Annotated in this window: 30 protein-coding genes; 29 read left to right on the plus strand and 1 reads right to left on the minus strand. The window is 71.0% G+C overall.

Features of this window, described 5'->3' with window-relative positions:
• Positions 1-69 precede the first annotated feature (69 nt).
• From Vau01_RS47630 to Vau01_RS47770, 29 genes are all read left to right on the plus strand, one after another.
• Positions 70-720, plus strand: a complete 651-nt coding sequence (locus Vau01_RS47630) for a hypothetical protein (protein WP_204007388.1) — start codon at positions 70-72, stop codon at positions 718-720.
• 252 nt (positions 721-972) lie between these two features.
• On the plus strand, positions 973-1,821 hold the full coding sequence (locus Vau01_RS47635) for a GP88 family protein (RefSeq protein WP_204007390.1): 849 nt from the start codon (positions 973-975) through the stop codon (positions 1,819-1,821).
• 64 nt (positions 1,822-1,885) lie between these two features.
• Positions 1,886-2,089 carry a hypothetical protein gene (locus Vau01_RS47640; protein ID WP_204007392.1) on the plus strand — a complete coding sequence of 68 codons (204 nt, stop codon included), beginning with the start codon at positions 1,886-1,888 and terminating at the stop codon, positions 2,087-2,089.
• 507 nt (positions 2,090-2,596) lie between these two features.
• A complete protein-coding gene (locus tag Vau01_RS47645; protein WP_204007394.1) occupies positions 2,597-3,334 on the plus strand; it encodes a hypothetical protein in 738 nt (245 codons plus the stop codon).
• A 199-nt stretch (positions 3,335-3,533) separates the two neighbouring features.
• A complete protein-coding gene (locus Vau01_RS47650) occupies positions 3,534-4,082 on the plus strand; it encodes a hypothetical protein (RefSeq protein WP_204007395.1) in 549 nt (182 codons plus the stop codon).
• A 219-nt stretch (positions 4,083-4,301) separates the two neighbouring features.
• On the plus strand, positions 4,302-4,760 hold the full coding sequence (locus Vau01_RS47655) for a hypothetical protein (RefSeq protein WP_204007397.1): 459 nt from the start codon (positions 4,302-4,304) through the stop codon (positions 4,758-4,760).
• An 87-nt stretch (positions 4,761-4,847) separates the two neighbouring features.
• On the plus strand, positions 4,848-5,420 hold the full coding sequence (locus tag Vau01_RS47660) for a hypothetical protein (RefSeq protein ID WP_204007398.1): 573 nt from the start codon (positions 4,848-4,850) through the stop codon (positions 5,418-5,420).
• Between the two features lie 129 nt (positions 5,421-5,549).
• Entirely contained in the window at positions 5,550-6,260 is a 711-nt protein-coding gene (locus Vau01_RS47665) for a hypothetical protein (RefSeq protein WP_204007400.1), read from the plus strand.
• Positions 6,261-6,542: 282 nt separating this feature from the next.
• Positions 6,543-7,886, plus strand: coding sequence for a Rossmann-fold NAD(P)-binding domain-containing protein (locus Vau01_RS47670; RefSeq protein WP_204007401.1), 1,344 nt, complete (start codon positions 6,543-6,545; stop codon positions 7,884-7,886).
• Entirely contained in the window at positions 7,883-8,176 is a 294-nt protein-coding gene (locus tag Vau01_RS47675) for a hypothetical protein (protein ID WP_204007403.1), read from the plus strand. The genes Vau01_RS47670 and Vau01_RS47675 overlap by 4 nt, the downstream gene beginning before the upstream one ends.
• A 230-nt stretch (positions 8,177-8,406) precedes the next feature.
• Positions 8,407-8,799 (plus strand): hypothetical protein, encoded by a 393-nt coding sequence (locus tag Vau01_RS47680; RefSeq protein ID WP_204007405.1) that lies wholly within the window; start codon positions 8,407-8,409, stop codon positions 8,797-8,799.
• 149 nt (positions 8,800-8,948) lie between these two features.
• A complete protein-coding gene (locus tag Vau01_RS47685) occupies positions 8,949-9,404 on the plus strand; it encodes a hypothetical protein (RefSeq protein WP_204007406.1) in 456 nt (151 codons plus the stop codon).
• 538 nt (positions 9,405-9,942) lie between these two features.
• Positions 9,943-10,113 (plus strand): hypothetical protein, encoded by a 171-nt coding sequence (locus tag Vau01_RS47690; protein ID WP_204007408.1) that lies wholly within the window; start codon positions 9,943-9,945, stop codon positions 10,111-10,113.
• Positions 10,110-10,604 (plus strand): hypothetical protein, encoded by a 495-nt coding sequence (locus Vau01_RS47695; protein ID WP_204007410.1) that lies wholly within the window; start codon positions 10,110-10,112, stop codon positions 10,602-10,604. The genes Vau01_RS47690 and Vau01_RS47695 overlap by 4 nt, the downstream gene beginning before the upstream one ends.
• Positions 10,601-10,948 (plus strand): hypothetical protein, encoded by a 348-nt coding sequence (locus Vau01_RS47700; protein ID WP_204007412.1) that lies wholly within the window; start codon positions 10,601-10,603, stop codon positions 10,946-10,948. The genes Vau01_RS47695 and Vau01_RS47700 overlap by 4 nt, the downstream gene beginning before the upstream one ends.
• Positions 10,945-11,184, plus strand: a complete 240-nt coding sequence (locus Vau01_RS47705; RefSeq protein WP_204007414.1) for a hypothetical protein — start codon at positions 10,945-10,947, stop codon at positions 11,182-11,184. The genes Vau01_RS47700 and Vau01_RS47705 overlap by 4 nt, the downstream gene beginning before the upstream one ends.
• Before the next feature lie 196 nt (positions 11,185-11,380).
• Positions 11,381-11,842, plus strand: a complete 462-nt coding sequence (locus Vau01_RS47710; RefSeq protein ID WP_204007416.1) for a hypothetical protein — start codon at positions 11,381-11,383, stop codon at positions 11,840-11,842.
• Positions 11,839-12,123, plus strand: coding sequence for a hypothetical protein (locus Vau01_RS47715; RefSeq protein ID WP_204007418.1), 285 nt, complete (start codon positions 11,839-11,841; stop codon positions 12,121-12,123). Before Vau01_RS47710 ends, Vau01_RS47715 begins: the two co-directional genes overlap by 4 nt.
• Positions 12,123-12,404, plus strand: coding sequence for a hypothetical protein (locus Vau01_RS47720; protein ID WP_204007420.1), 282 nt, complete (start codon positions 12,123-12,125; stop codon positions 12,402-12,404). Before Vau01_RS47715 ends, Vau01_RS47720 begins: the two co-directional genes overlap by 1 nt.
• A complete protein-coding gene (locus Vau01_RS47725; protein WP_204007421.1) occupies positions 12,401-13,132 on the plus strand; it encodes a hypothetical protein in 732 nt (243 codons plus the stop codon). The genes Vau01_RS47720 and Vau01_RS47725 overlap by 4 nt, the downstream gene beginning before the upstream one ends.
• A 356-nt stretch (positions 13,133-13,488) precedes the next feature.
• On the plus strand, positions 13,489-14,883 hold the full coding sequence (locus Vau01_RS47730) for an FAD-dependent oxidoreductase (RefSeq protein WP_204007423.1): 1,395 nt from the start codon (positions 13,489-13,491) through the stop codon (positions 14,881-14,883).
• Positions 14,884-15,145: 262 nt separating this feature from the next.
• Positions 15,146-15,949, plus strand: a complete 804-nt coding sequence (locus Vau01_RS47735) for a hypothetical protein (protein ID WP_204007425.1) — start codon at positions 15,146-15,148, stop codon at positions 15,947-15,949.
• The gene (locus Vau01_RS47740; protein WP_204007427.1) at positions 15,946-16,206 is read left to right on the plus strand and encodes a hypothetical protein; all 261 of its coding nucleotides are present in this window, start codon (positions 15,946-15,948) and stop codon (positions 16,204-16,206) included. The genes Vau01_RS47735 and Vau01_RS47740 overlap by 4 nt, the downstream gene beginning before the upstream one ends.
• Positions 16,207-16,522: 316 nt before the next feature.
• The gene (locus tag Vau01_RS47745; RefSeq protein ID WP_204007429.1) at positions 16,523-16,687 is read left to right on the plus strand and encodes a hypothetical protein; all 165 of its coding nucleotides are present in this window, start codon (positions 16,523-16,525) and stop codon (positions 16,685-16,687) included.
• 175 nt (positions 16,688-16,862) lie between these two features.
• On the plus strand, positions 16,863-18,176 hold the full coding sequence (locus tag Vau01_RS47750) for a GGDEF domain-containing protein (protein ID WP_204007431.1): 1,314 nt from the start codon (positions 16,863-16,865) through the stop codon (positions 18,174-18,176).
• 30 nt (positions 18,177-18,206) lie between these two features.
• Complete coding sequence (locus Vau01_RS47755) at positions 18,207-18,824, plus strand: hypothetical protein (RefSeq protein WP_204007433.1); 618 nt, start codon at positions 18,207-18,209, stop codon at positions 18,822-18,824.
• On the plus strand, positions 18,821-19,441 hold the full coding sequence (locus tag Vau01_RS47760) for a hypothetical protein (RefSeq protein ID WP_204007435.1): 621 nt from the start codon (positions 18,821-18,823) through the stop codon (positions 19,439-19,441). The genes Vau01_RS47755 and Vau01_RS47760 overlap by 4 nt, the downstream gene beginning before the upstream one ends.
• 255 nt (positions 19,442-19,696) lie before the next feature.
• Complete coding sequence (locus tag Vau01_RS47765) at positions 19,697-20,761, plus strand: IS110 family RNA-guided transposase (protein WP_373320421.1); 1,065 nt, start codon at positions 19,697-19,699, stop codon at positions 20,759-20,761.
• Between the two features lie 181 nt (positions 20,762-20,942).
• Positions 20,943-21,170 (plus strand): hypothetical protein, encoded by a 228-nt coding sequence (locus Vau01_RS47770; RefSeq protein ID WP_204007438.1) that lies wholly within the window; start codon positions 20,943-20,945, stop codon positions 21,168-21,170.
• A 213-nt stretch (positions 21,171-21,383) separates the two neighbouring features.
• Here the strand turns inward: Vau01_RS47770 and Vau01_RS47775 are convergent, their stop codons facing one another.
• The gene (locus tag Vau01_RS47775) at positions 21,384-21,722 is read right to left on the minus strand and encodes a hypothetical protein (protein WP_204007440.1); all 339 of its coding nucleotides are present in this window, start codon (positions 21,720-21,722) and stop codon (positions 21,384-21,386) included.
• Positions 21,723-21,788: the final 66 nt, after the last annotated feature.

Genomic DNA, 21,788 nt, shown 5'->3' on the forward strand with positions numbered 1-21,788 from the left:
TGACGGCCGTGCGACGGGCCGGGGAGCACGTGATCCACCCATCCACATTCCTTGATCAAGGAGAAATCCGTGACCACTGATCACCTGTACCTCGTACCAACGGACATCCAGCCGGCGCGGCCTGAGCCGTACTGGCGCACCCAACTCCACCTGCCCAGCCACCACGCCGACAACCGCGGCATGTTCGCCGACATGTGGCGCCGGCTGCTCACCCGGATCTTCAAGGCCCGGTGGCGGCTGACCATCGAGATCAGCATCGACGCCGACCTCGACGAACCCGACCGCGACAGCGCCGTGACCGCACTGGAATCGGCGATGTACGCGCCGGACGCGGTCTGGGTGCTGCTGCGCGCCGAACCGGGCGCCACGCCACCCTGGCGGCCGATCGCCTGGGCCCGGCGGCCGGTGGCCTACCTCGACTACGGCGCCGTCCCCATCACCGACGAGGACGACGCCACGGTCTACAGCTGCGTGGGCACCGTGGTCGTCGCGTTCACCGTGGATGTGGACGAGGCGAGCTGGCCGTCCGACCGCTTCCTGGTCGGGCTGGCCGCCAACCCACCGCCGGGCCTGCGTGCCTTCAGCGCCAGCCGGGCCTGGGTCACCCAACGCCGACCGGTCCACCGACACCGCCGGGACCCCTGGCACCTGGACCCCTGGCACGTGGAACCGGGTCCGGTCTACCGGCCCGGGTGGTCGACAGCCGGCCGGCCCACCTGACCCAAGTCGATCCAACCCGCCGCCGGTGGGGCCTGTGGCCCCGCCGGCGGCCTTTTTCGTCTCCGGACCCCGTTCCGGCCGGGACGTCGCGTTCGCCGGCGCGGCGAGCACGGCGCGGACCGTGCCGGCCTCTACCCGTGCCGGCCGGCTCGATCGACGGCACCCGCAGACACCCTGCGCGGCGCCACGGCGCATCGACCCGCCCGCCAGCGCCACCCCCGCCCAATCACTTCGCACACAAGGGAAACGCCTATGCCTGACTCGGCGCCGCCGCCCGGTGGCGCACCACAACGACCGCACGACCCTTCTGCGCCTGACCGTCCGCGTCGGCTACTGACCCAGAACCGGGAAATGAAAGCGATCGGCGTATGGAACTGGACCCTGCCGGCGTGGGCCGGCCGCTTCGCCGACGGCCGTACCTACAACACCTGCCCATCGGCTGGCATCTGCGCCCACGTCTGCTACGCCCGCAACGGCACCTACCGGTGGCCGGTCGTCCTCGCCCGGCACCAGGCCAACCTGCGCTACGTCCTCGACGACCTGGCCGGCTGGGAAGCCGCGATGGTCGCCGAGCTCGGCGCCCGCCGCTTCGCCGGCGCCTGGATCCGCATCCACGACTCCGGCGACTTCTTCTCCGACGACTACCTGCAGGCGTGGCTGCGCATCTGCCACGCCCGCCCGAACGTCAACTTTTACGCCTACACCAAAGAGGTGGACCGGTTCCGCCGCCTGGTCGAACCCGACCCGCCACCGAACTTCCTGTGGGTCTATTCCTACGGCGGCACCCAGGACCACCGGCTCGACCCCCGCGTCGACCGGGTCGCTGACGTGTTCCCCGACGAGCAGGCCATCGCCGCCGCCGGCTGGCACTCCCAGGAAGCCTCCGACCTCCTCGCCGTGCTCGGACCCTCCCTGGTCGGCATCCCAGCCAACCGCATCCCCACGTTCCTCAAACGGCTACGGGGCCGCCGGTTCTCCGCCTGGCAGGCCGAAGCCGACGCCGAGCGGGCCGCCCGCCGACACCGCCGACAACCCGCCGACACCGTGCCCGCCGCGCCCGCCGCTCCGGAGCACGCATCAGGCACCGCGCCGGCGGCGTAGCTGTTGACACGTAGCGGCCAACGATCACCCATCCGCTCAGGATCCCCGGCGCGACCACGGACGGATGTCCAGCGGCGCGTCCACCAACCCCGCCGCCGGCAACGCGGCCGGTGCCGGGCGGTGGCGCGCTGTCGGCACCCAACTGACCCAACTGACCCAACCGGCAGGGCGCCAACCGGCGACCCAACTGGGCCCGTGGCGTACCCAACCACGCAGGTCAGCTGGCATCCGCAACGCGGTGCGCATGATCGCCGGCTGGTTGGGTTGACCGGCTACGGTCAAGGCTTCTTTTCAAGAAACCCATACAGCACCACCCCTCGGGCGCACCACGCCACGGCCGGGACACCGCACCGCCCACCCGCCACCTTGTTGGCCGGTCGGCCGCGACAGCTCCCGCCCAGGCGCACCCGCCCACCCGCACCACCGCTTCACCGCACCGCCGGCGCCGTTGGCGCCAACCTTTGGGCGCTCATGCCCAACCGCACCTCAGCTCGCCCCTCAGCCAGCGGGCAAACACTCATGCGTCCGATCCGGCCGCAACCCGCGACCCTTGTTGGGTCGTCTCACCGGCCAACCAGCCGAACGCCGCAGGCGCGCCACGCGCCCGCTTCGGCCGGGTTCACCGGTACCGCCGGTCGGCGTCGCCGATCGCGGCCTTCACCCGTACCCGGGTCAACCCCTCTTGCGCAGCTGCGCGCGACGCGACCCGGTACCGGGTCGGCGAATCCGTGCGTGCAGCTCGTACCAGCCAACCCAATTTGAAGGAGGTTCCGTCATGCTCGGTACGCACAAGCGCACCCTCACGTCCGCACCCAACTGGAACAGTGTTCGCCGCACCCGGCAGGTCCGCACCGTCGTGGTTTGCCTCCCGCCGGACACCGACCCTCGGCGGCTGCCTGAACTGGCCGCCACCCGGCTGCGGCTGCATAGTCTGACGGCCAACGGGACGGTCCAGCACTTCGTGGCCCGGACCCGTCGCACCAGCAAACTCATCGACTGCTGGCAGGGCGTTACCTCCGGCGGCCCGATCCGGCTGCTCGACCTGGCCGCGATGCGCCACCAGGCGGCTGCCGCCGCCTCGGCGCGGTGGCAGTTGTGGCAGCACGTCACCGCCGGCACCCGGCCGGCGCAACCGTTCTGGCAGTTCCTCGACCGGCACCGCGCCGACCCGGACCGCTACCCGCTGGAGCGGGCGCAAAGCGAGTACATCTCGCAGCCGCGGGTGTTGGCGATGAAGGTGCACAACGCGATGCCCAACCGGATCTGCGAGCTGCCCACCGGCTCACTGGAAATCTTCCAGGCCGGTCCCGGCACCTACGTCAGCGTCGCCGCACTGGCCGCCGTCCCCGCCGACGGCCTGGCCGCCCTGCACGGCAGCCACACCGGCGACGGCTACCTGACCACCGCCAGTGAGCGGCTGGCCGATCAGCTGACCTACCTGCAAGCCGCCAACGCACACATCGACGGCCTGCACCCCAACCAGCCACTCGCCGCGATGGCCATCCCCGTCTAAACCAGCCGCCTTTCACACCGGACGAACCGGCCGACCCCGCAATCACCTTGGGGGACGGCCGGTTCGGCGTGCCCGGCACCGCTTGGTGTCGACACCGGCGAATGCGGACCGTGGCGCGGCACATCGACATCCGGTGGCCGGACACCGCGACGCATCACCAACTCAGCAACCAATCATCCCAATGGAAGGGAGCATCACGGTGCCCATCAACCTGCCCACCGGCGCCACCGTGCGCACCGTCACGTTCTGGTACCCGGCCGACTTCCTCGGCATCACCGACTGGGCCACCACACTGGCCTGCCTGTTCGACGACGACCTGGGACCCGAGCAGCGGATGCTGGCCCTGCCGACCACGCGGCGTACCCGCACCCTGCTGGCGGCGCCCACCAACGCGGACCCGATCCGCTGCGCCGGCGGGCCGCTACGACTGCTGGACATCGCCGCGACCGGCGCGCTCGCGGCCCGCGAAGCCGGAACCCGCCACGACGGGTGGTCGGCCACCGCACGGGTCGGGACACGCCGGCCGGGCCGGGTGGAATCCGCGCTGCTGCAGGCTGGCCGGCACAGCTATGTCACCTACCACAGCCTGCGCCGCGTGGTCGGCGACGCGCTGGTCACCATGCGCACCGGCGCCTGGCTGTACCCGGCCGCCGCCAGCCCGCAGGCGCTGCTCGACCACGTCCAGCAGGCCACCGCACGGCTGGCCGACGCCGCCCCCGACGACGTGCTCGTCACCGTCCGCGCCTGAGCACCGGCGGCCGCGTCCGCGAATCCCAGCACACCCGGGCACCCTTCCCGCCGGGCGGATCCGCGACGCCGGACAGATCCTGCCCGGCCGGACCGCCTCCGGAGGCACCCGACATCCGAGAGGAGTCAGCCGCTGTCCGCAGACGACACCACCGACGGCACCAACGTCAGCGATGTCATCGCCGACATCCGCGGGCTGCTGGACCCGCTGTTCGACGCCATGCAATGGGCCGAAGACGAGATCGACGCCGCGAAGCGGCGACACCAGGCCGCCGCCGAGAAGATCCACCGCAGCTTCCTGCTGCTACAGCCGTCGAGTCCGCTGATGCGCACCGAGGTGGTGTACCGGGCGCACTGCCGGGAACTGCTCGACCGCGTCGCCGCCGGCGAGGACACCCGACCCGGAACGGCCGCCGAGTGCTGCCTCGCACTGAGCGAGACCAGCCTGAAGGTGCCGCTACGCACCAGCGCGGTCGGGCTGTACGCCCGCATGTGGCGGCTGGCCGGCCTGCCACCGGCGCCGATCACCGACCTCACCGAACACTACGAAGCCATCGACGGCGAACTCATCGACGACAACGAAGGCTGGCTGCGCAAGAAGCTACGCCAGGACTGGCGAGTGCTCCGCCCGTCAGGCCCGTCGTCAGCCGGCCGGCGCAAACGCGGCAAGGCCGCCTGACGCCCTCGCCGAACACCACACGGCCGGTCCACTCATGGACCCGCCGTGCCCAACCACGTCCCGACCATCCCGAGAAGGGGGATCACCATGTCCACCACCGTGTCCACGACCATGACGCTGACCAGGCCCCGACTGCGGCCCACCACGGCGGCGCCCGCGTCCACCAGGGAGGGCACTGCGGTGCCGGCCGTGCAGCGCCCGTCCGCCGACCTCGGCTACCTGGCGATGGTCAGCGTCCACGGCGACTTGCTGCTGCCGGCAGCCGTGAACAACGCCACCGCGACCGCGATGCGTCGGCGTACCCAGTCCGGCACCGCCTACCGCATCGACCTCGGCGGAGGCATCACCTGCTGGCTCGACGCCGACCAGCAGGACGGCAGCGGCGAACTCAACTGGGCCGCCACGCAGATGTGCACCGCACTGTCCGACGGCACGTTCGCAGGCCCCGAGGACGCGCCATTCGTCTGCGGCCCGGCGCTGTTCACCGGCACCACCGCCTACGGCCCGCAGACTCACCCGGTCGCACTGTCCGACGAGCAGTTGCGCCGCATCGTCGACGTGCACGCTGACCACATCGCGGACATCGATACCGCCATGGTCGACGAGCTGGGCCACTTTGCCGAGGCCGCAGCCGTCGAGCCGCACCTCGCGCTGACCTGAACCCGACCGGGTCCGTCGCGCCCGCCCACGCGTACTCCGCCGCCAGCATCGGCAGCCGGCACTCGCGTGGGGCGGCACGCGAGGCCGGTTGGCCACCAAGTCCCGCAGCGAAAGGACAAGGTTCCAGCCATGGCCGAGCAACCAGACGGCCAGCCAGAGCGCACCGAACCGGACCGCACCGAACCAGGCCACACCGATCCGGACCCCGCCGAGCCGAACGACACCGATCAAGACCCCGCCGGACCCGACGACACCGGGCCCGACGACACCGAGCCGAACCCCGCGGCAGCGTCGGCGGGCGATGAAAATCCCCGCGGGCTGCTGTTCACCTCCGATCGGCAGGCCCTGCGCCGCGCCGACACGATCCGTGTCCACGCCACCGACGGAGCTGGGGTCATCGACGCGATCCTGACCACGCTCGCCGGGGACCAGCCACGGATCTACACGGCGACCGAACAGCGGCTGTTCCCCGAACCGGACGGACACCAGCGGCGGCGACGCATCGCCGTGGCCGCCGACATCGCCGGCTTCGACACCGACCGCCGCTGGCACGACCACCAACTGCCCGGCGCCACCGCCACCGCCGTCATCGACGGCGCGCAACTGCACGAAGTGTGGCGCTCGGTCGCGGCGTTCCTGCGCGTCGGCGACATCGTGCGACTGCGCTGGCACACCAACACCAACACAGGAACCGGCACGGACCGGCTGACCTGCGCTGGTCTGCACCGCGACGAGTTACTCATCGAGGTGCGGCGCGGCAAACGGACGTCGACGTTCCTGCTCCATGTCGCCGTCGGCCCGTCGAGCCGGCGCATGGTCACCGCCCCCGCACACCGCTGAGCCGCATCACGCACCACCACACGGCACCACCGAAACGACACCACTGAAACGGCACCACTGAAACGACACCACTGAAACGACACCACTGAAACGACACCACTGAACGGCGGCAACACCGCCGCGACGAACACCGCTCCACCGCACAGCTCCACAGCACGGCGCCCTGCAGGGCGCTGTCCCGGCCGTTGCCCGGCCACCCCTTCGCATCCACCGCGAACCCCGGGCACGGCCGCATACGGCTGTGCCCGGGCCCTTCGCATCCACGCGAATAGGAGCCCAGTCATGGGTCAGTCCACACCCGTCCCCGCGTCCGCGTCCGCGCCAGACTCCGCCCCAGACCCGTCAGCCGATCGGCCCGTAGCCCGTGCCACGGGCGGCCTGCGCGTCGCCGCCGGCGACCGGAACCTGTCGATCGCCGTGATCGGTGGCAGCCTGATCGGCCCGGCCGCCGAGCTGTTCCTGCGCCGCGCCGGCTTCACCGATGTCACCACCTACGAGGCGATGCCCCGGGCGCACTCGCAGAGCGGCGGCGTCATGGGGCTGCGGCTGCCCGCCGTGGCGTTGCTGGAGTCGATCGGCCTGGACCGCGACGGGATCGTCGCGCTGCCCGACAACGCCGTCAATGGCTTTGACGTCGACGGTGACCACTTCAGGGCGCGCGGCACCTCGATGTTCCCGGGCCAGGTCACCTCGTGGGACGCCCTGTACGCGGCGCTGGCGCGGCGGGTCGAGGTGGTGCACGGGCACCGGCTTGCCCGGCTGTGCCCGACCGACGGTCGCTACGGCCTGGCATTCGCCAACGGCTACCAGCGGGAGGCGGACGTGGTCCTGTTCGCCGATGGCCGCAAGTCCGCCGGCCGGGTGTTCCTGGACCCGGAACGCCTGCTTACCTACAACGGCTACGTCGTGTGGCGCGGCCTGGTCGGCACGCCCACCCCCGAGCCGCACGGGTTCAACCGGTTCTTCGACATCGCTGGCGGGCGGCTGTTCTCCCTCACCGGACGGTTGAACGGGACCGGCAAGTCGTACTGGGAGTTCAGCCACAACCTGCCCGAAGCCGAATACACCCGCCTCGCCGGCGGGCGTGGCCCCACCGACCACGCGTACATCCTCCCGCAGCAGGTCGGCCCGGCAGCCCGGTCGGTCATCGCCGACGCCGCCGAAGGGATGCCACCGATGTTCCAGGAACTGATGGCCGAAGCCGTCGTGTCCGGTATCCCGGTCAACGACGCGTCGACGCCGCGGCGTGCCCTGTGGACCAGCGCCACGATCGGCACAGCCGGTGAGACTGCCAGCGGCCCTGTCGGCGCCCGTGTCGTCGGGGTCGCCGCGTTGCTCGGCGATGCGCTGCTGCCGGTGCGGCTGCAGGTGGGCGCGGGACTCAACAGCGGCCTGCACCATGCCGCATCCTTCGCGCGCAGCCTCGCCGCGAGTTCGGCCGCGGGTTCGATGGACGCTCTCTACGACTGGGAGTCGACCACCCTGGACCGGCTCGCCGCATGGATCGAGTTGGGACGCTCTCGGGCGCACCGCAACAACCTCGGCTGGTACATCCCGGTACGGCCCGGTTTCACCGCCGTGCCCACCGGCGACCAGTGGTCGGAACCAACCTGGGTGACGGCATGACCACGACGCCCTTCACCACCGGCGAACTACGGGCCGCGACGCAACGCATCGTCTTCGTCTTCGTCTTCGTCTTCGTCTTCGTCAAGCTCAGCACCGATCTCGGGCTCGGGTTCCCGCCGGCCACGATCGTCGCCGCGCAGTACTGGGGCCAAGGCAAGGTCGTCCTGACCCGCTTCCCGGACGGCGCCACCATGACCGCCGTCGCGCACCAGATCCACGGCGAGTTCATCCTCGACACTCCCGGCACCTCGGACAACGGCGAAGCCCGCACGGCTGCCATCGCGGGTTAGCCCTGTGATCGCCGACTGAGGCACAGCGTCACGGCACCGCCTGGGCACATCGTCCGGGCGGTGCCGGGCTGCACCCGCGCCGGGTCTCGCAACACATGCGCGCCACAGCGACCGGGGGACGCTCCGCAGCTGCCGCGAAACGACACAGCAATCCGACCACCCCGGCGAGCCGACCGTGCCCGCCGGAGCCCATAGACGCGCGCATCGATCCGACTGGCATGGAGGACGCCATGGCCCGACTCACCGGCTACATCCGGCTTCCGGACCCCGTCCGGGAGCACACGCTCGCCGCTGCCCATCAGCAGGCGAAGCGGGCCGCCGCCCAGTACGCCCGACTGCTGGCCGCGGAGGCCGGCATCGCCGCCCGCGCCGTGCACCCGGCCGTGGCCCGGCTCGTGTTCCGGCTCGTCGAGGACATCACCGGCCCATCGGCCACCCTGGTCGCCGCCTACACCGCCAGCGGACGGCGGCTGTGGCACGTCGACACCGACGACGAGTGGCCCGATGAATCCCTGGTCACCGACCACCTCGCCGCCGCAGCCGAATGGGACGACAACGCCTTCACCATCGTCGACACCGACACCGACGGTAAATACCTGTACGAGCACCACCTCGACGACTAGGCCCGACCAGGCCACCGCGTCCACCGTCGACACCGGGCCGGCTCGACACCGACGGCTGCCCGGCGGCACAGCGCTGCCGTCACACGGGCCTGGCGTCGGCCGGATCCGACCAGCCACATCACACCACGAGGAAGGACCGAGGAAGGACGATGGCCCGAACCACCGCCGCCCAGTTCGCCAGACAACTGCGCCGGCTGGGCGCCACCGTCACCATCCGCGACGGCCGCGACAGCAGCGACGTCGTCGCGAGCTTCCGCGGCGTCGAAGTGACCGCCCGGTTCGGCCGCGACGTCGACGCGTTCGACGTCGCCCGACGCACCGACACCACACCCGACACCGCAGCCGGCACCTGGGCTGCCGACGCGGCATCGGACGATGCCGACCTGATCCGCAGCATGGCCGGCGTCCGCCGCATGCTCAACCTGCCCAGGCACCCGGTCGTCACGCTCGGCACCACCGGCCGGCGCGACTCCCGCATCCACATCCTGCGACCGGGCTGGTTCAGCAGCGCCGAATGCGGCGTGTCGATCCCTCGCGAACACCGCGAAGGCACGCCGCGCGAGGCGACCTGCCGGCGCTGCCGGTCCCTGTGGCGACAGCGGTGACACCAGCCCAGGCCGTCGTGGCGAACCATGCCGACCGCGACCGCAGCGCGGACCGGCCACCTACCACCGCCGACCCGCTAACGCGGTGCGGAACACCGCTGAGCAGGACGCGGGGGCACCGGAACCGCTACGGCCGAGCACCCACAGGTGGGCAGCACGCCGGCCAGACAACCGACGTCGACGCCCGTCCACTGTGGACGCTTCATCCGCTGGCGGCGACACAACCACGTCCCGCCGCCACGGACCAATCCGACAGGAGGCAGCACATGCCGACACCGGCCAACCCGCAACCGGCCACCGACACCACCGCCACCGACACGAGCACCGACACGAGCGGCCCAGATGTCGTGTCGCTGACCTGGTGGCGGACCCAGACCTACAACCACGACCTACCCCTCGCCGAACTCGCCGAGGCCACCGGACACACCAGCGAGGAAATCGCGGCGAACCCCGGGATGCTGGTCGGAGTCGCCAGCGAACCGCTGGCCGAACTGCTGACCAGCCTCCCGGTACCAGACGACGCGGGTGGCGTGATCGAGTGGAGATCGCCCGGGTCGACTACAACGCCTCACCGACCCTCGCCGAACTCGCCGTCAACGCCCGCGCGGCAGTCGACGCCGAGGCGGATACCGGCGAGCGCACACCGGCCGGGCTGGCCCTCGCGGCGCTGCTGGCCGGGTTGCGCCGAGAAGGGATCACCGACACGTGAGCACCCAACCCGACGAACCCGACGAGCCGGCCGGCGCCGTCCCCGAACGTTGGGTCTACGGCGGGATCCGGGTGCTGGACGGCAAGCGGGTACACGCCTGGATCGACCCGTCCGGCCGGGAACTGCTGTACTCGCACAAACGCGGCAGGACGACCTGGGCGATCGGCAGCCTCTACACCGCCGAGGTCAGCCGGCATGACGGCACGACCCGGCTGCACAACAAGCCGACCTACACCGGCGAACAGACCGACGACGTGCTGCGCCGTCGCCTGCGGGCCGCCGACACCGCCGCCCGGGCGCAACTGGCCCGCCTCGCCCAGGAACGCAACGACGCGCGCAGCAACGCCATCGACGACGCCCTGGACCCGGTGCTGGCGGTCGCTCGAACCCTGAAGAGCGGGCCGGACCGGGACGCGTTCACCGCCTACCTCCTGCGGCGAATACTCAGCGCCTGGTACACCCCGCCCACCCCGCCCGAAGCAAGGAGGTGAACCGAATCGTGGGCCACATCATCGACGAAATCGAACACGGCACCCGCACCGTCAACGGTATCGACGTCACTATCCGGGAACTGGTCTGGAACGACCTGGGCCGCAGCTTCGAGGTCCACCGGGTCGACACCGGCGAGGACCTGACCGAAGACGGCTGCTTCGACACCCTGCCCACCGACGAGCAGATCGCCGACCCGCTGGCCGACCGCCAGCCGGACTGGTGGATCTGCCGCGGCTGCGGCACCCGCATCGACGCCCGCACCGGCGCCGATCTCATCGTCGAGCACGTCCGCGACGGCGACCCGGTCGACGGCGCCGGCAACCCGATCGGCGGCCCGCGGTGAACCGCGAGCGCCAGGAGCGGCGCCTCATCCGCCGGATGCTCAACCTGTCCACCGCCCACCTGCCGCAACACCTCAGCACACCGGGCGGACTTGACCGAGTCGCAGGCGTCGTCGCGCACACCACGGACGTCGGGTTCCTGCTGTGGGTGCCCGACGACCCGGACGAGTCCGCCCACGCCATGGCCGACCCGGTGCCGGACGTGGTGCTGGCCATCCAGCGCTACGCCCGTACATGAACTGCGACTACGTGCTGCTCGACGCCGACGCTGACCGCGTCGACGAACGGCCGCTCTGGGACTGGTAACAGCCCAGACCCACACCATCCGATTACCCCTTCCGGGACCTCGCCGGCCGCGCGCCGACTCCCGGGGGCACCCCGGGGTAGCGCGCGGCCCGGCGGTGTCCCGGCGAGTTCCCCAAGGGAGGAACCCCGTGCACCGCACGACAGCACTCACCTTCGACCCCGCAGCCACACAGGTGTGGCTGCGCCAGCCCAGCGACCAGTTCGCGGCCATGACCCGGGCGGACAGCCTCGGCGTGGACGACGAGCTGACCGGCCCCGGCGTGGAAGGCTTCCTGGCCACCGTCGACGACGTCCTCGCCGCGCAGCCTGACGGTTTCCGCCGCCGCGCCGACATCACCGGCGTCGAGCTGTGGCTCATCCCCGACGGCGAGGTCCTCGACCAAGGCGCCCTGGTCACCGTCGACCTGGCCAACGGCGTCCGCCTGGCCAGCCTGCACCAGGACATCAGGGACTTCGCCAACCGCGACCAACGCGGTATCCCCGCAGTCCTGTCCGCCCTACGGCACATCGCCAACCAGGCGTCGCTCGTCGCAGGAACGTATGAGGCCGCGCATCCCGAGGATGCGCCGCACCTGGCGGTGTCGCGATGACGACGACCGACACTCCGACCGACACCACGACCGACAACGCCGTACCGGAACCGGTGGCGTTCACCGAGGAGCAGGTCCTCGACGCGCTCAACGAGGCAGCCGACGACATCCTCGAAGCGGTCGAAGCCCGCGACGAAGGACTGCGCGACGGCATCAACCTCATGGTCAACGCAACGATCGCCTACCTGCGCGGCACGGCATCCGACCTGGACGACGTCGCCGAAGCCAGCTACGGCGAGAACCTCGACACCATCCTCGGCTGGATCGGGGCGGCGGCCTGATGCCCTCGCAGGACCTACATCGCACCGCCCTAACCAACGCCGTACACACCGAACCTCCCCCCAGCATCGTCGGGGGCGCGGCAGTCGCAGCCGAGCGGGTCACCGTTGCCGAACTGATCGGGCACCTGCGGCTGTTCCCGCCGCATTTGCAGGTCTGGGTCGCCGATCCGGGCAACGTCGAGGGCTACGTGCCGCTGGACGGTAGCGTGTACCGCGGCGGCGACGGCGTTCCGTCCGCGGCTGATCCGGCCGAGTTCCTCGTGCTGGGCACCGCACCATGACGGTGCACGTCGTGCAGTACTCCGGCGGCATCGGCAGCTGGGCCGCGACCCAGCGGGTCATCGCCGAACACGGCACCGCCAACCTGGTCCTGCTCATCGCCGACACCCGGGTCGAAGATGCCGACCTGTGGAGATTCGTGCACGACAGCGCCGCCCGCATCGGCGTCGAGCCGACGGTCGTGGCGGACGGACGCAGCCCGTTCGAGGTGTTCCACGACCAGCGGTTCCTGGGAAACTCCCGGCTGGCGCCGTGTTCGGCGATTCTCAAGCAGCGTCCGGCCAGGGCCTGGCTGACGGCGCACGCCGACCCGGCGGACGCGGTGCTGTACGTGGGCATCGACTGGTCGGAGTCCCGCCGCACGGCGGCCATCGTCAACGGTTGGGCGCCGTGGACGGTGCGGTTCCCGATGTGTGAACCGCCCTGTCTGTCCAAACAGGACATGCTCGACGCTGCCCGTGCCGACGGGCTTACCCCGCCACGGTTGTACGAGTTGGGCTTCAGCCACAACAACTGTGGCGGCGTGTGCGTCAGGGGCGGTCAGAAGCACTGGCTGCACCTGCTGGAGGTCTTCCCTGACCGGTACGCCCGGGCCGAAGCCCAGGAGCAGCAACTGCGCGTCGAACTCGGCGACGTCGCCATCCTCCGCGAGCGGCGTGGCGGCGTGTCCCGTCCGCTGACCCTGACCGAACTGCGTCGCCGGCACGGCGAGCGTTCCACAGTGTCCTAACCGGTCGGCAGCCACGCCCGGCGATGATCGCCGGACCGGCGTGAAGCCGACACGACCGGTGCGGGTTGTTGACCACGCCTGTGTCCACGGCGACGGGCATGGGCGCCACACGGTAGCCAGCACGGTCACGGAATTTGGCTGTCATCTCCGAGCCGTTGCGGCTGCGTGCTGTTCGCACCAACCCGATCGGCGAGCCTGCCCGCCTGAATATGGCGACCGCCAGCGTCAGGCGACCCAACCCATTTGATCCTTCCGGGAAACCGCACCGGCCGCGTGCCGTCAACCCCGGAGGGACACCGGGGGTTGAGATGCGCGGCCTGGTGCGGCGACCCGGTGACTCCCGAGGGAGGAACACCGTGCCAGACACCTCAACATCAACGATCGACGCCTCCGCGCCGTCGGCGCAGATCGAGGCCCTGCTGACTGCGGTCGCCGCCCGGCCCCGCGCCGCTGAGGGCATGCGGGCCATGATGCAACGGGCGTCGGAGTTCCCGAACCCGTTGGCCGCCAAGTTGACCGGCATCGCGTTGGACCCCTACGGCCGCGAGTTCGCCGACCGGTTCCTGGACGCCTACTGGTCGGACGAGCCGCGGCAGCAAGCGGCGCTTCGCGCGACCGGTTCCGGGTCGGGCACCGACCGGGAGGTCATCATCGGCAGCGGCTTCCACGCCGCGGTTTACGCCGCGGTCCGGGTGCTCAGCGGCCACCCCCGGCCGCTTGTGCTGGAACGCGGCGACCGGGTCGGTGGCACCTTCGCGATGACTGCCCGGCCGACGTTCTATCTCAACTCCCGCAACCGCGGAGGAAACGGTGGACTGGCCGGCGATCAGGGGGCAAGCCTGAACTACCTGCCCGGCGCGCCTATCCAGGCGGCCAACGTGTCCATGACCGAATTTCAGACGAATACCGACATGGCTTGGGTCATCCGGCTGGCGCTGACCCAGTTCGCTGACGTGGTCACCAACGCCGAGGTTGTCTCGGTGGTTCGCGACGGCGCGGCGGTGGAGATCCAGCTTGACGGCCGCAGCGCGTTGTTCGCCGGCCGGGTGATCGACGCTCGGGGTCTGGGCGATCCGAGTGACCTGGACATCGCCAACGGCTCCACCATCCTCACCTTCGGCCAGTTCATGGCGCGCATGGCCACCATGTGGCCGCTGCGCGGGATTCGCCGGGCTGCGGTGGTCGGCGGTGGCGACGCGGCCAAGTGTGCCGTGGAGTCGCTGCTGGGCATCGGGCCGCAGCCGCCTATGGCCGCCGCCGCGTTGGACAGCGTGGACCGGATCGACTGGTACACCGACACGCTGCCCACGACCTGCGAACGGTGGCAGCAGGAGATCCGTGGCCGGTACCAGGCCATCGGCCGCTACCTGCGCCCGGACCGGCTCGGCCTGCGGCGACTGACGGTGCTCGGGCGTCGAGCCCGACCGGTCGCGCTGCCCGGCCTGGGCCTCATCGACGGCCGCACCTACGATCTCGTCGTCGTGTGCACCGGCAACCGGGAAGTAGCGGTCGACGGGCTCGCCTTCTCGGACTTCTACGACTATCCGATTCCCGACACCGATGCCGTGGTCGCCAGCCAGCACTACAACCTGCCCGTGTTCCGGGTCGGTCCACACGCCCTGCTTCCATTCACGCCGCAGGAGTTCGAGGACGGCATCGCCGAGATCCCGGCCAACGCAGTGTCGATGTTCCGCACCGCGACCAAGACCGCCGCGTTGGCGGCCACGCTTCCCGCGGTGACCGAAGACTGACGCGCCGGACCAGAGGGCCACACGACCGCGCAAACCTGTGCGCTCCGCGGCCCACAACCCCACCAGACGCTGGATTCAAGCAAACAGGGCCGCGCCTGCCGGAGGCCAGCACCCTGACCGTTCCACCAGCCCTGGACGCCCGCAGCGTCAGCCGACCCAACGCGGTCGCCACAGCCAACTGCGCCAACCTTCGGGGCGGGAAGCCTTCCGTCGCCGCGACCGGGCGGCGTGCAGCGGCCGTATCCGTACCAACGGAGGAGCCATGCAACGCAACGACACACTCTGGCGGGAGCACCTGGACATCATCACCGCGTGGGGCCAGGCCAGCGTCACCAACCAGACCTCACCGCCCACGGACGAACAGCTGTGGGCCGCCTCGCGGGTCCGGCAGGATCTGCACCTGCCCGAACAGGTCGACCCGGAGCTGCTCGCGCAGCTGCGGGCGGCGTTCACCAGCGGACGTCAGCGACGGCGCATCGACCTGGCCGCGGTCGCGGACGCGCTGTGCGCACGCGGCCACGACGCGGTCGTCGAACACGTCGGCCAGGGCGCCATCCTGTACGCCGGTCGGTGGGTCCCGGATCGCGGCGGGGTGCCGCGGTGGGCGGCCACGGCCGGACCGGGCGTGGTGGACGCATCCGGCGCGGTGACCACACCGCTGGGCGTCGAGGAGTTCGCGGTCGGGCCGGACGGCGACGACGCCTGGTGGATCGGCGTATCTGAGCAGACCACCGAGGACCAACTCGTCGACCTGATCGGCGCGGTGATCGCGGACGTCAAGAAGGAACGGGCGCGGTTCGCCGCGGCGGCCGACGCCGCCCGGGACGCGATGTGGGCCGCGTTCGCCGCCCGGTATCCCGAAGTCACCACCGGCGACCTGCCGCCCGGCGCCGACCGCGCCTTCGTCGCGGAGTCCGACAGGCTCGCGGGCTGGCTCGACGACAACCGACCCGATGGCCAGCAGCCACCGGCACACCTGACCGCGCTCGTCCGGTCCGCGCCGTCCGGCAGTGCACCATCCGTCGTCGGCTGCGCCGATGCGGCCAGAGCGGAGGACGCTCAGTGAGGCGCGACGTGGTGACGCGCTGCGTGGTGGAAGTCAACGAGGCCATGGTGTTCGGCACCGACTGGTGGATCACCTTCATGCTGGCGCACCGCGGCACCAACCGCATCACCGAACTGACTGCCACGATCGGCGGCGCCCTGTGCCGCGGCGAGTGCGACAGCCGCGAACACGCCACCGCACTCGCCGCGACCATGGTCGAACGCGGCCTACCCCGCCGCGCGGTGAAAGCCCGAACCCTGCGCGGAACCCGCCGCTGATAGGCGTTTCCGCTGCGCCCACTGTGTGCACCGACGTGGGCGTCGGCATTGACCGGCGAAAGCCAGCGCCCATCCGCGCCCTGCGGCGCCCAAGCGCCGCGGCACGTCTGCCGCCTTGACCGAACACGTCGCGGCAGCTCGTACCCACTGTCTCTGACCCATCGCCTGGTTGCCCACCGCGGCAGCAGCAGCTGTCCGGTGTGCAGCCCGTCGACCGTGCTCGATCACCCGTTGTGCGTGACCGGGGCACGGCTGCTGCCGTGCCCGGCCAAACCAGCAGCTAACCCCGGCATCCGACCAGAGAGGCAGCACTCCCATGGGCAAGCACGAAGCAGCCAAAGCCAACAAGTCCGTCGCCCGCCATTTCGCGCGTCACGCCCTGCACCCGGTCGTCCACATCGTCACGCTCGTCAGCCTGCACGTCGCGGCCCTGGTCGTCGTGGAGAAGACGCCGCTGCTGAGCCTGCTGCTCATCCACTGACCCGAACGCACCACCGGCACCGGCGGACCTGCCCGGCGCCGGACCGAGACCATCTGCTGCTCGCTGACCAAGGCCAACCCGCGCCAGCCGTCGGCGGCCTCGCCGGCGAGCAGCAGCACCGGTGCGCCACCGCAGGCGGCATCGGTGCCAGACCGAAACGTGAGGAGGACCCTTCATGTCCCACCCGTTCGAAGCCTTCGCTGACCGTCACCCGGCCGCCGCCCGAGCGGCGCTGGTCGTCGCGCACCTGGCGGTGCTGACGGTACCTGCCCTGACCATCGCGGCGGTCATGACCGGCCACACCGTGCTGGGGATCGTGGGCGTGTTCGCCGGCATCGGCTTCTACGCCTGCGGCTACGCCGCTGCCGCGTACCGCAACCGGCGGCGGCTCGCCGATGACGTGGCCAAGGCTCGCAGAGACCCGCTGACCGGGCTGCCCAACCGGGCCCTCGCCGACGAGATGCTCGACGCGGCCACCCGCGCCGGGTCGCCGATGACCGTCGCGCTCATCGACATCAACGGCTTGCACACCATCAACGGCAACCTCGGGCACGCCGCCGGCGACCAGTACCTGACCACCGTAGCCCGGCGGCTCGCCGGCGCCGTGCCTCCGCACGGTGTGCTGGTCCGGCAGGGCGGCGACGAGTTCACCCTGCTCGCCCCGTACACCGGCCCGCAGGATCTCGCGGATCGGATCGGGGCGGCCATGGCCGGTCCGGCGGTCATCGCCGGCTACCGCATGCAGCCGCGCGCCGCCGTCGGCATCGCGGCCACCGACGCGATCGGCCCGGTCGACGCCGAGCACGCCCGCGCCCGCGCCGACTCCGCCCTGTACACCGCCAAGCGGGAGGGCGGCAACCGGATCCGTGTCTTCGACCCGGACCGCGACCCCGAGCCGTCGGCGGACGGTACCCGCCCGCTGCTGCGCCGCCGCGACATCAACCCTCTCGCCGACGCTGTGGCCGAGGTCGGTGCCGCGTGGCTGCCGTCGCCCGGCGACGACCTGGTCCCGGTGCTGCTGGCACCGCACGAGCTGCGCACGGTGGTGCGGTCGCTGGCCGCCGCCCGGGACCGGTGGGCGCAGGCCACCGCCGAAGCCCAGGCCGGCGCCCGCCGGCCCACCTCACCGCGCAGCAGCGACCCGGACCGGATCAACATCGAACCGACCCGCGTCGGCTACGCCGGCATCGCCGATCTGGCCGTCCAGGAGCAGACCCGTTACGCCCGGCTGCTCGACCGCCTGGACCCGGTCGTCGAGGTCGCCGACCTCCTCGACGACGCCGGTCACGCCCCGCCTCCGTCGGCGGGGTCTGCGGTGTCGTGCGTGGTGCTCGTCGGGATCTCCGCCGCGTTCACCCCGGCCGACCTGGAAGCCCTCGTCATCACCGCGGCCGAAGCGGTCCACGGCCAGCCCGACGACCTGTCCAGCCGGCAGCGGGAGCTCGCCGCCCGCGCCCACGCCCTGCTGCAGGACGCCATCGACGACTAACGCAACCATCCGAGACGGGAGAGAACCTTCATGCGGCTTGTTGCACCACCCACCCATGTGGGCGAAGACCAGTGGCCGGTGCTGTCGGCCGTGCGGGTCAGCACCGCCGACGACCCGGCCGAGTTCATCGTCCTCGTCGACTGCGGCGAAGGCACACCCGAGCACCCCTACGCCACGCTGCGGGCGGTCGTCTGGACGAGGCGCCGCACGAGGCGCAAGGTCACCGACGGCGAGTACAACCTGACCTTCGATGCGGCCCGGCGCAGCCTCGCCGAGCGGGCCGGACTGCTGCCCACCACGGCCAGCACGATCGAGGTGGTCGTCGTCCGCGACCCGGACTTCGGCACCGACTACGCCATGTTCGTTGACGGCGTTCGCCGACCCGAGGGCAGGACCGACGGCGTGCGGGTTGTCGCGCACGACATCGACCTGGGCGCCGTCGAGATCACGCCCGCGTCGGTCGAGCAGCGGTTGCTGCGTGCCGATGCCCTGTCGCCGGCCGCGGCGCGACACGCCCGCGATGCCGTCCTTGCCTATGTAGACGAGATCGGCTGCGGCGACGGGCGGGCCGACGACGCTGCCGACGATGGGCAGGCCGTGGGCGGTACCGGTGCCGCGAGGCCCGAGGCCAGGGAGGGGGCGGCGTGACTCGGCTGGACCTGCACGACGCGCAACCCGAGTTCGCCGTCGACCGCCGGCCGGACGGTGATGTGCAGCTGCAGGTCCGCGCCGACGGTGTGGACGTGCGCATCACGATCGGCGGCCTGTACGGCGACGTGTCCCTGCTTGCGGAGAGTCTGCACCACCTGGCCGACGACGTCGACACCGACATTCTCCACGGCTGGCACGACGTTCCGGACGAGTTCGACGGCTACATCGGCTTCGACCGGGGCCGCTACCACGTCAGCCTGGACGGCTCCCGGGTCGGCGACTACCCCAGCCGCGAGGTGGCCGAGATCGAACTGGCCCGGGCCATGGTCGACGGTGGAGTGTTCCCGAACGTCTGGTTCATCACCGACCACGGCAACACCGAGCCGATCGACGCCGACATCCGTCGCTGGCACGACGAGGCCGGCGACCAGATGGCCCCGCTGGCCGGTGTGCAGTACCGGCCGGGTGACCGGGTCTGGTACGCCGACGTCGACTGGCCCTACCGGGTCGTCGGCGACTGGGGCCCGGCCGGCGTGGAAATCCACACCGACGGCGATCCGCGCATCTGGACCCACGTCACCGATCGCGCCGAGCTGCGGCCCGACACCGACTGACAGAGATGATGTTCATGAGCACAGAGATGATGTTCATGAGCACCTCCCGCCGGGGTCTGACCCACCGACTGACTGACTTCGGGTCTTCAACGGGATTTGTCGGCCTCGGTCGGGAGGTGCTCGTGCACTCACTGGACGTGGCGCTGTGACTTCATAGGAGCCTGGCTAGAGGCCCCATCTCTGTCTTGTCCGCGTTGCCCGGCTGGTGCGTGCCGCCCTGCCCCAGTCACGAACGACAGGACGACGATGGCTTCCATTACACCGCAAGACGCCGCGTTCATCGAAGTCACCGGTGGAGTTGACACCCATCAAGACACCCACACCGCTGCCGTGATCGACCCGATCGGGCGGGTGCTTGGCACCCAGCAGTTCCCCGCCACAGCGGCCGGTTACGCCGCACTGCTGGCCTGGATACGCGGGTTCGGCCGGGCATCGCGGATCGGGGTCGAGGGAACTGGCGCCTACGGAGCAGGGCTCGCCCGCCGGCTGCGCAGCGAAGGTATGCAGGTGATCGAAGTCGACCGGCCCAATCGCAAGACCCGCCGGTTCCAGGGCAAGTCCGACCCGATCGACGCCATCGCCGCGGCCAAGGCCGCCCTGGCCGGCGAACGCACCGGTATCCCCAAACAGCGCAATGGCCGCGTCGAAGCCCTGCGCAACCTGCGGGTGGCCCGCCGCAGCGCCGTCGACCAGCGCGCCGACACCCAACGCCAGATCAAAACCCTAATCGTCACCGCCCCCGACGAACTGCGCGCCCAACTGCGCCGCCTGGCCGTCAAGCAGCTGATCACCACCTGCGCGAACCTGCGACCCGACCGCACCGACGCCACCACCCCGAGCACCGCCGCCAAGATCGCCCTACGGTCCTTGGCCCGCCGCCACCAGCAACTCGCCGTCGAGGTCGCCGACCTCGACGAACTCCTCGAACCGCTGGTCGCCGCCATCAACCCCGCCCTGGTCGCGGTCAATGGCGTCGGTGCCGATACCGCCGGGCAACTCCTGGTCACCGCAGGCGAGAACCACGACCGGCTCACCAACGAGGCCGCCTTCGCCATGCTCTGCGGCGTCGCCCCGATCCCCGCCTCCTCCGGCAAGACCAACCGCCACCGCCTCAACCGCGGCGGCGACCGCCAGGCCAACAAAGCGCTCTACCGCGTCGTGCTCTGCCGCCTGCGCTGGGACCTCCGCACCCGCGCCTACATGCAACGACGCACCAAAGACGGCCTGTCCAAGAAAGAGATCATCCGATGCCTCAAACGCTACGTCGCCCGCGAGCTCTATCAGATCATCACCTCAAACGATCTTGAACTCGCCACTTGACATCCATAGGAGCATCAGCCACAAACTGCGCGGCCGGCACACGTGCGACCGGCCCCTGATCCGCGTGCATCCCCTGCCGGTGGCCGCCGAGCGGCCACCTGACCAACACGGGCGTGGCGGGGATCCACCCGCCGGCCGTTCGGCGCGCGCCGGCCGGGGATGCGGAAAGGCAAACACCACCATGAACACCGCCCAGCCACACCCCGCGGCCCACGATGACCGAGGCGAGTTCGTCGTCATCGCCGGATCGCCGTATGTCGCCTACGCCATCCACGGCTGCCCGGCGTACCTGACCCGCGCCACCAACCACCCGGACGGCTCCATCATCCTGCGCCCGGTGGGTGCGCCGCACACCCGCCTCGACCTGGCCGTCGACGCCGGCCGCTGGTACGCCGAACGCGAAGCGTAAGCGGCCACCGCCACGCACGAGTGCGTGCGCTGCGGCACCCCACTCACCCAGGTCGACGGGGCGTGGGTGTCCGTCGACTACCGCACCACAGCGGGCGGGCTCAGCTACTGCCCCACCCGACCCTGACACCGCCAGCCCCGGCAAGCACCGGCCGCGCAAACGCGCACCCCGATAGCACCCCGCCGGGCGTAGTGGCTGCGGGTCCGTCGGACCTTACTGCGGGTCTTGCCGGCGGCGCACCGCCAGCCGCGCCATGAACTCGCCCACGATCTCGGCGCGCTGCGCATCGAGCTCAGCGCGGCGTCGTCGGTAGACCCGCCACATGACGCCGGTGACCGCCAAGGTCAGCAGCGACACCCCGCCAAGCACGACGTCGGCGATCCACACCAGCCGCCACAACCCGGCCGGCGTATCCCCCACGAGGTGCTCGATAAGTAGCAGCACACCGGCAGCGGCAGCGGTGAAGAACAGCCCAAACGCCCCGTAGATCGCCTGGTTCGCGAGCTGGTGCCGGATGTGCGCGGTGTGGTCGGGGTGGTAACGCGCTGGCATGACTTCAGTGTGCCACCGAACCACATCCCCTCAATGGCTCCGCTGACGCCGTATGGGTCGCGCCGG

The organism is Virgisporangium aurantiacum, from assembly GCF_016863635.1.
GTDB lineage: Bacteria > Actinomycetota > Actinomycetes > Mycobacteriales > Micromonosporaceae > Virgisporangium > Virgisporangium aurantiacum.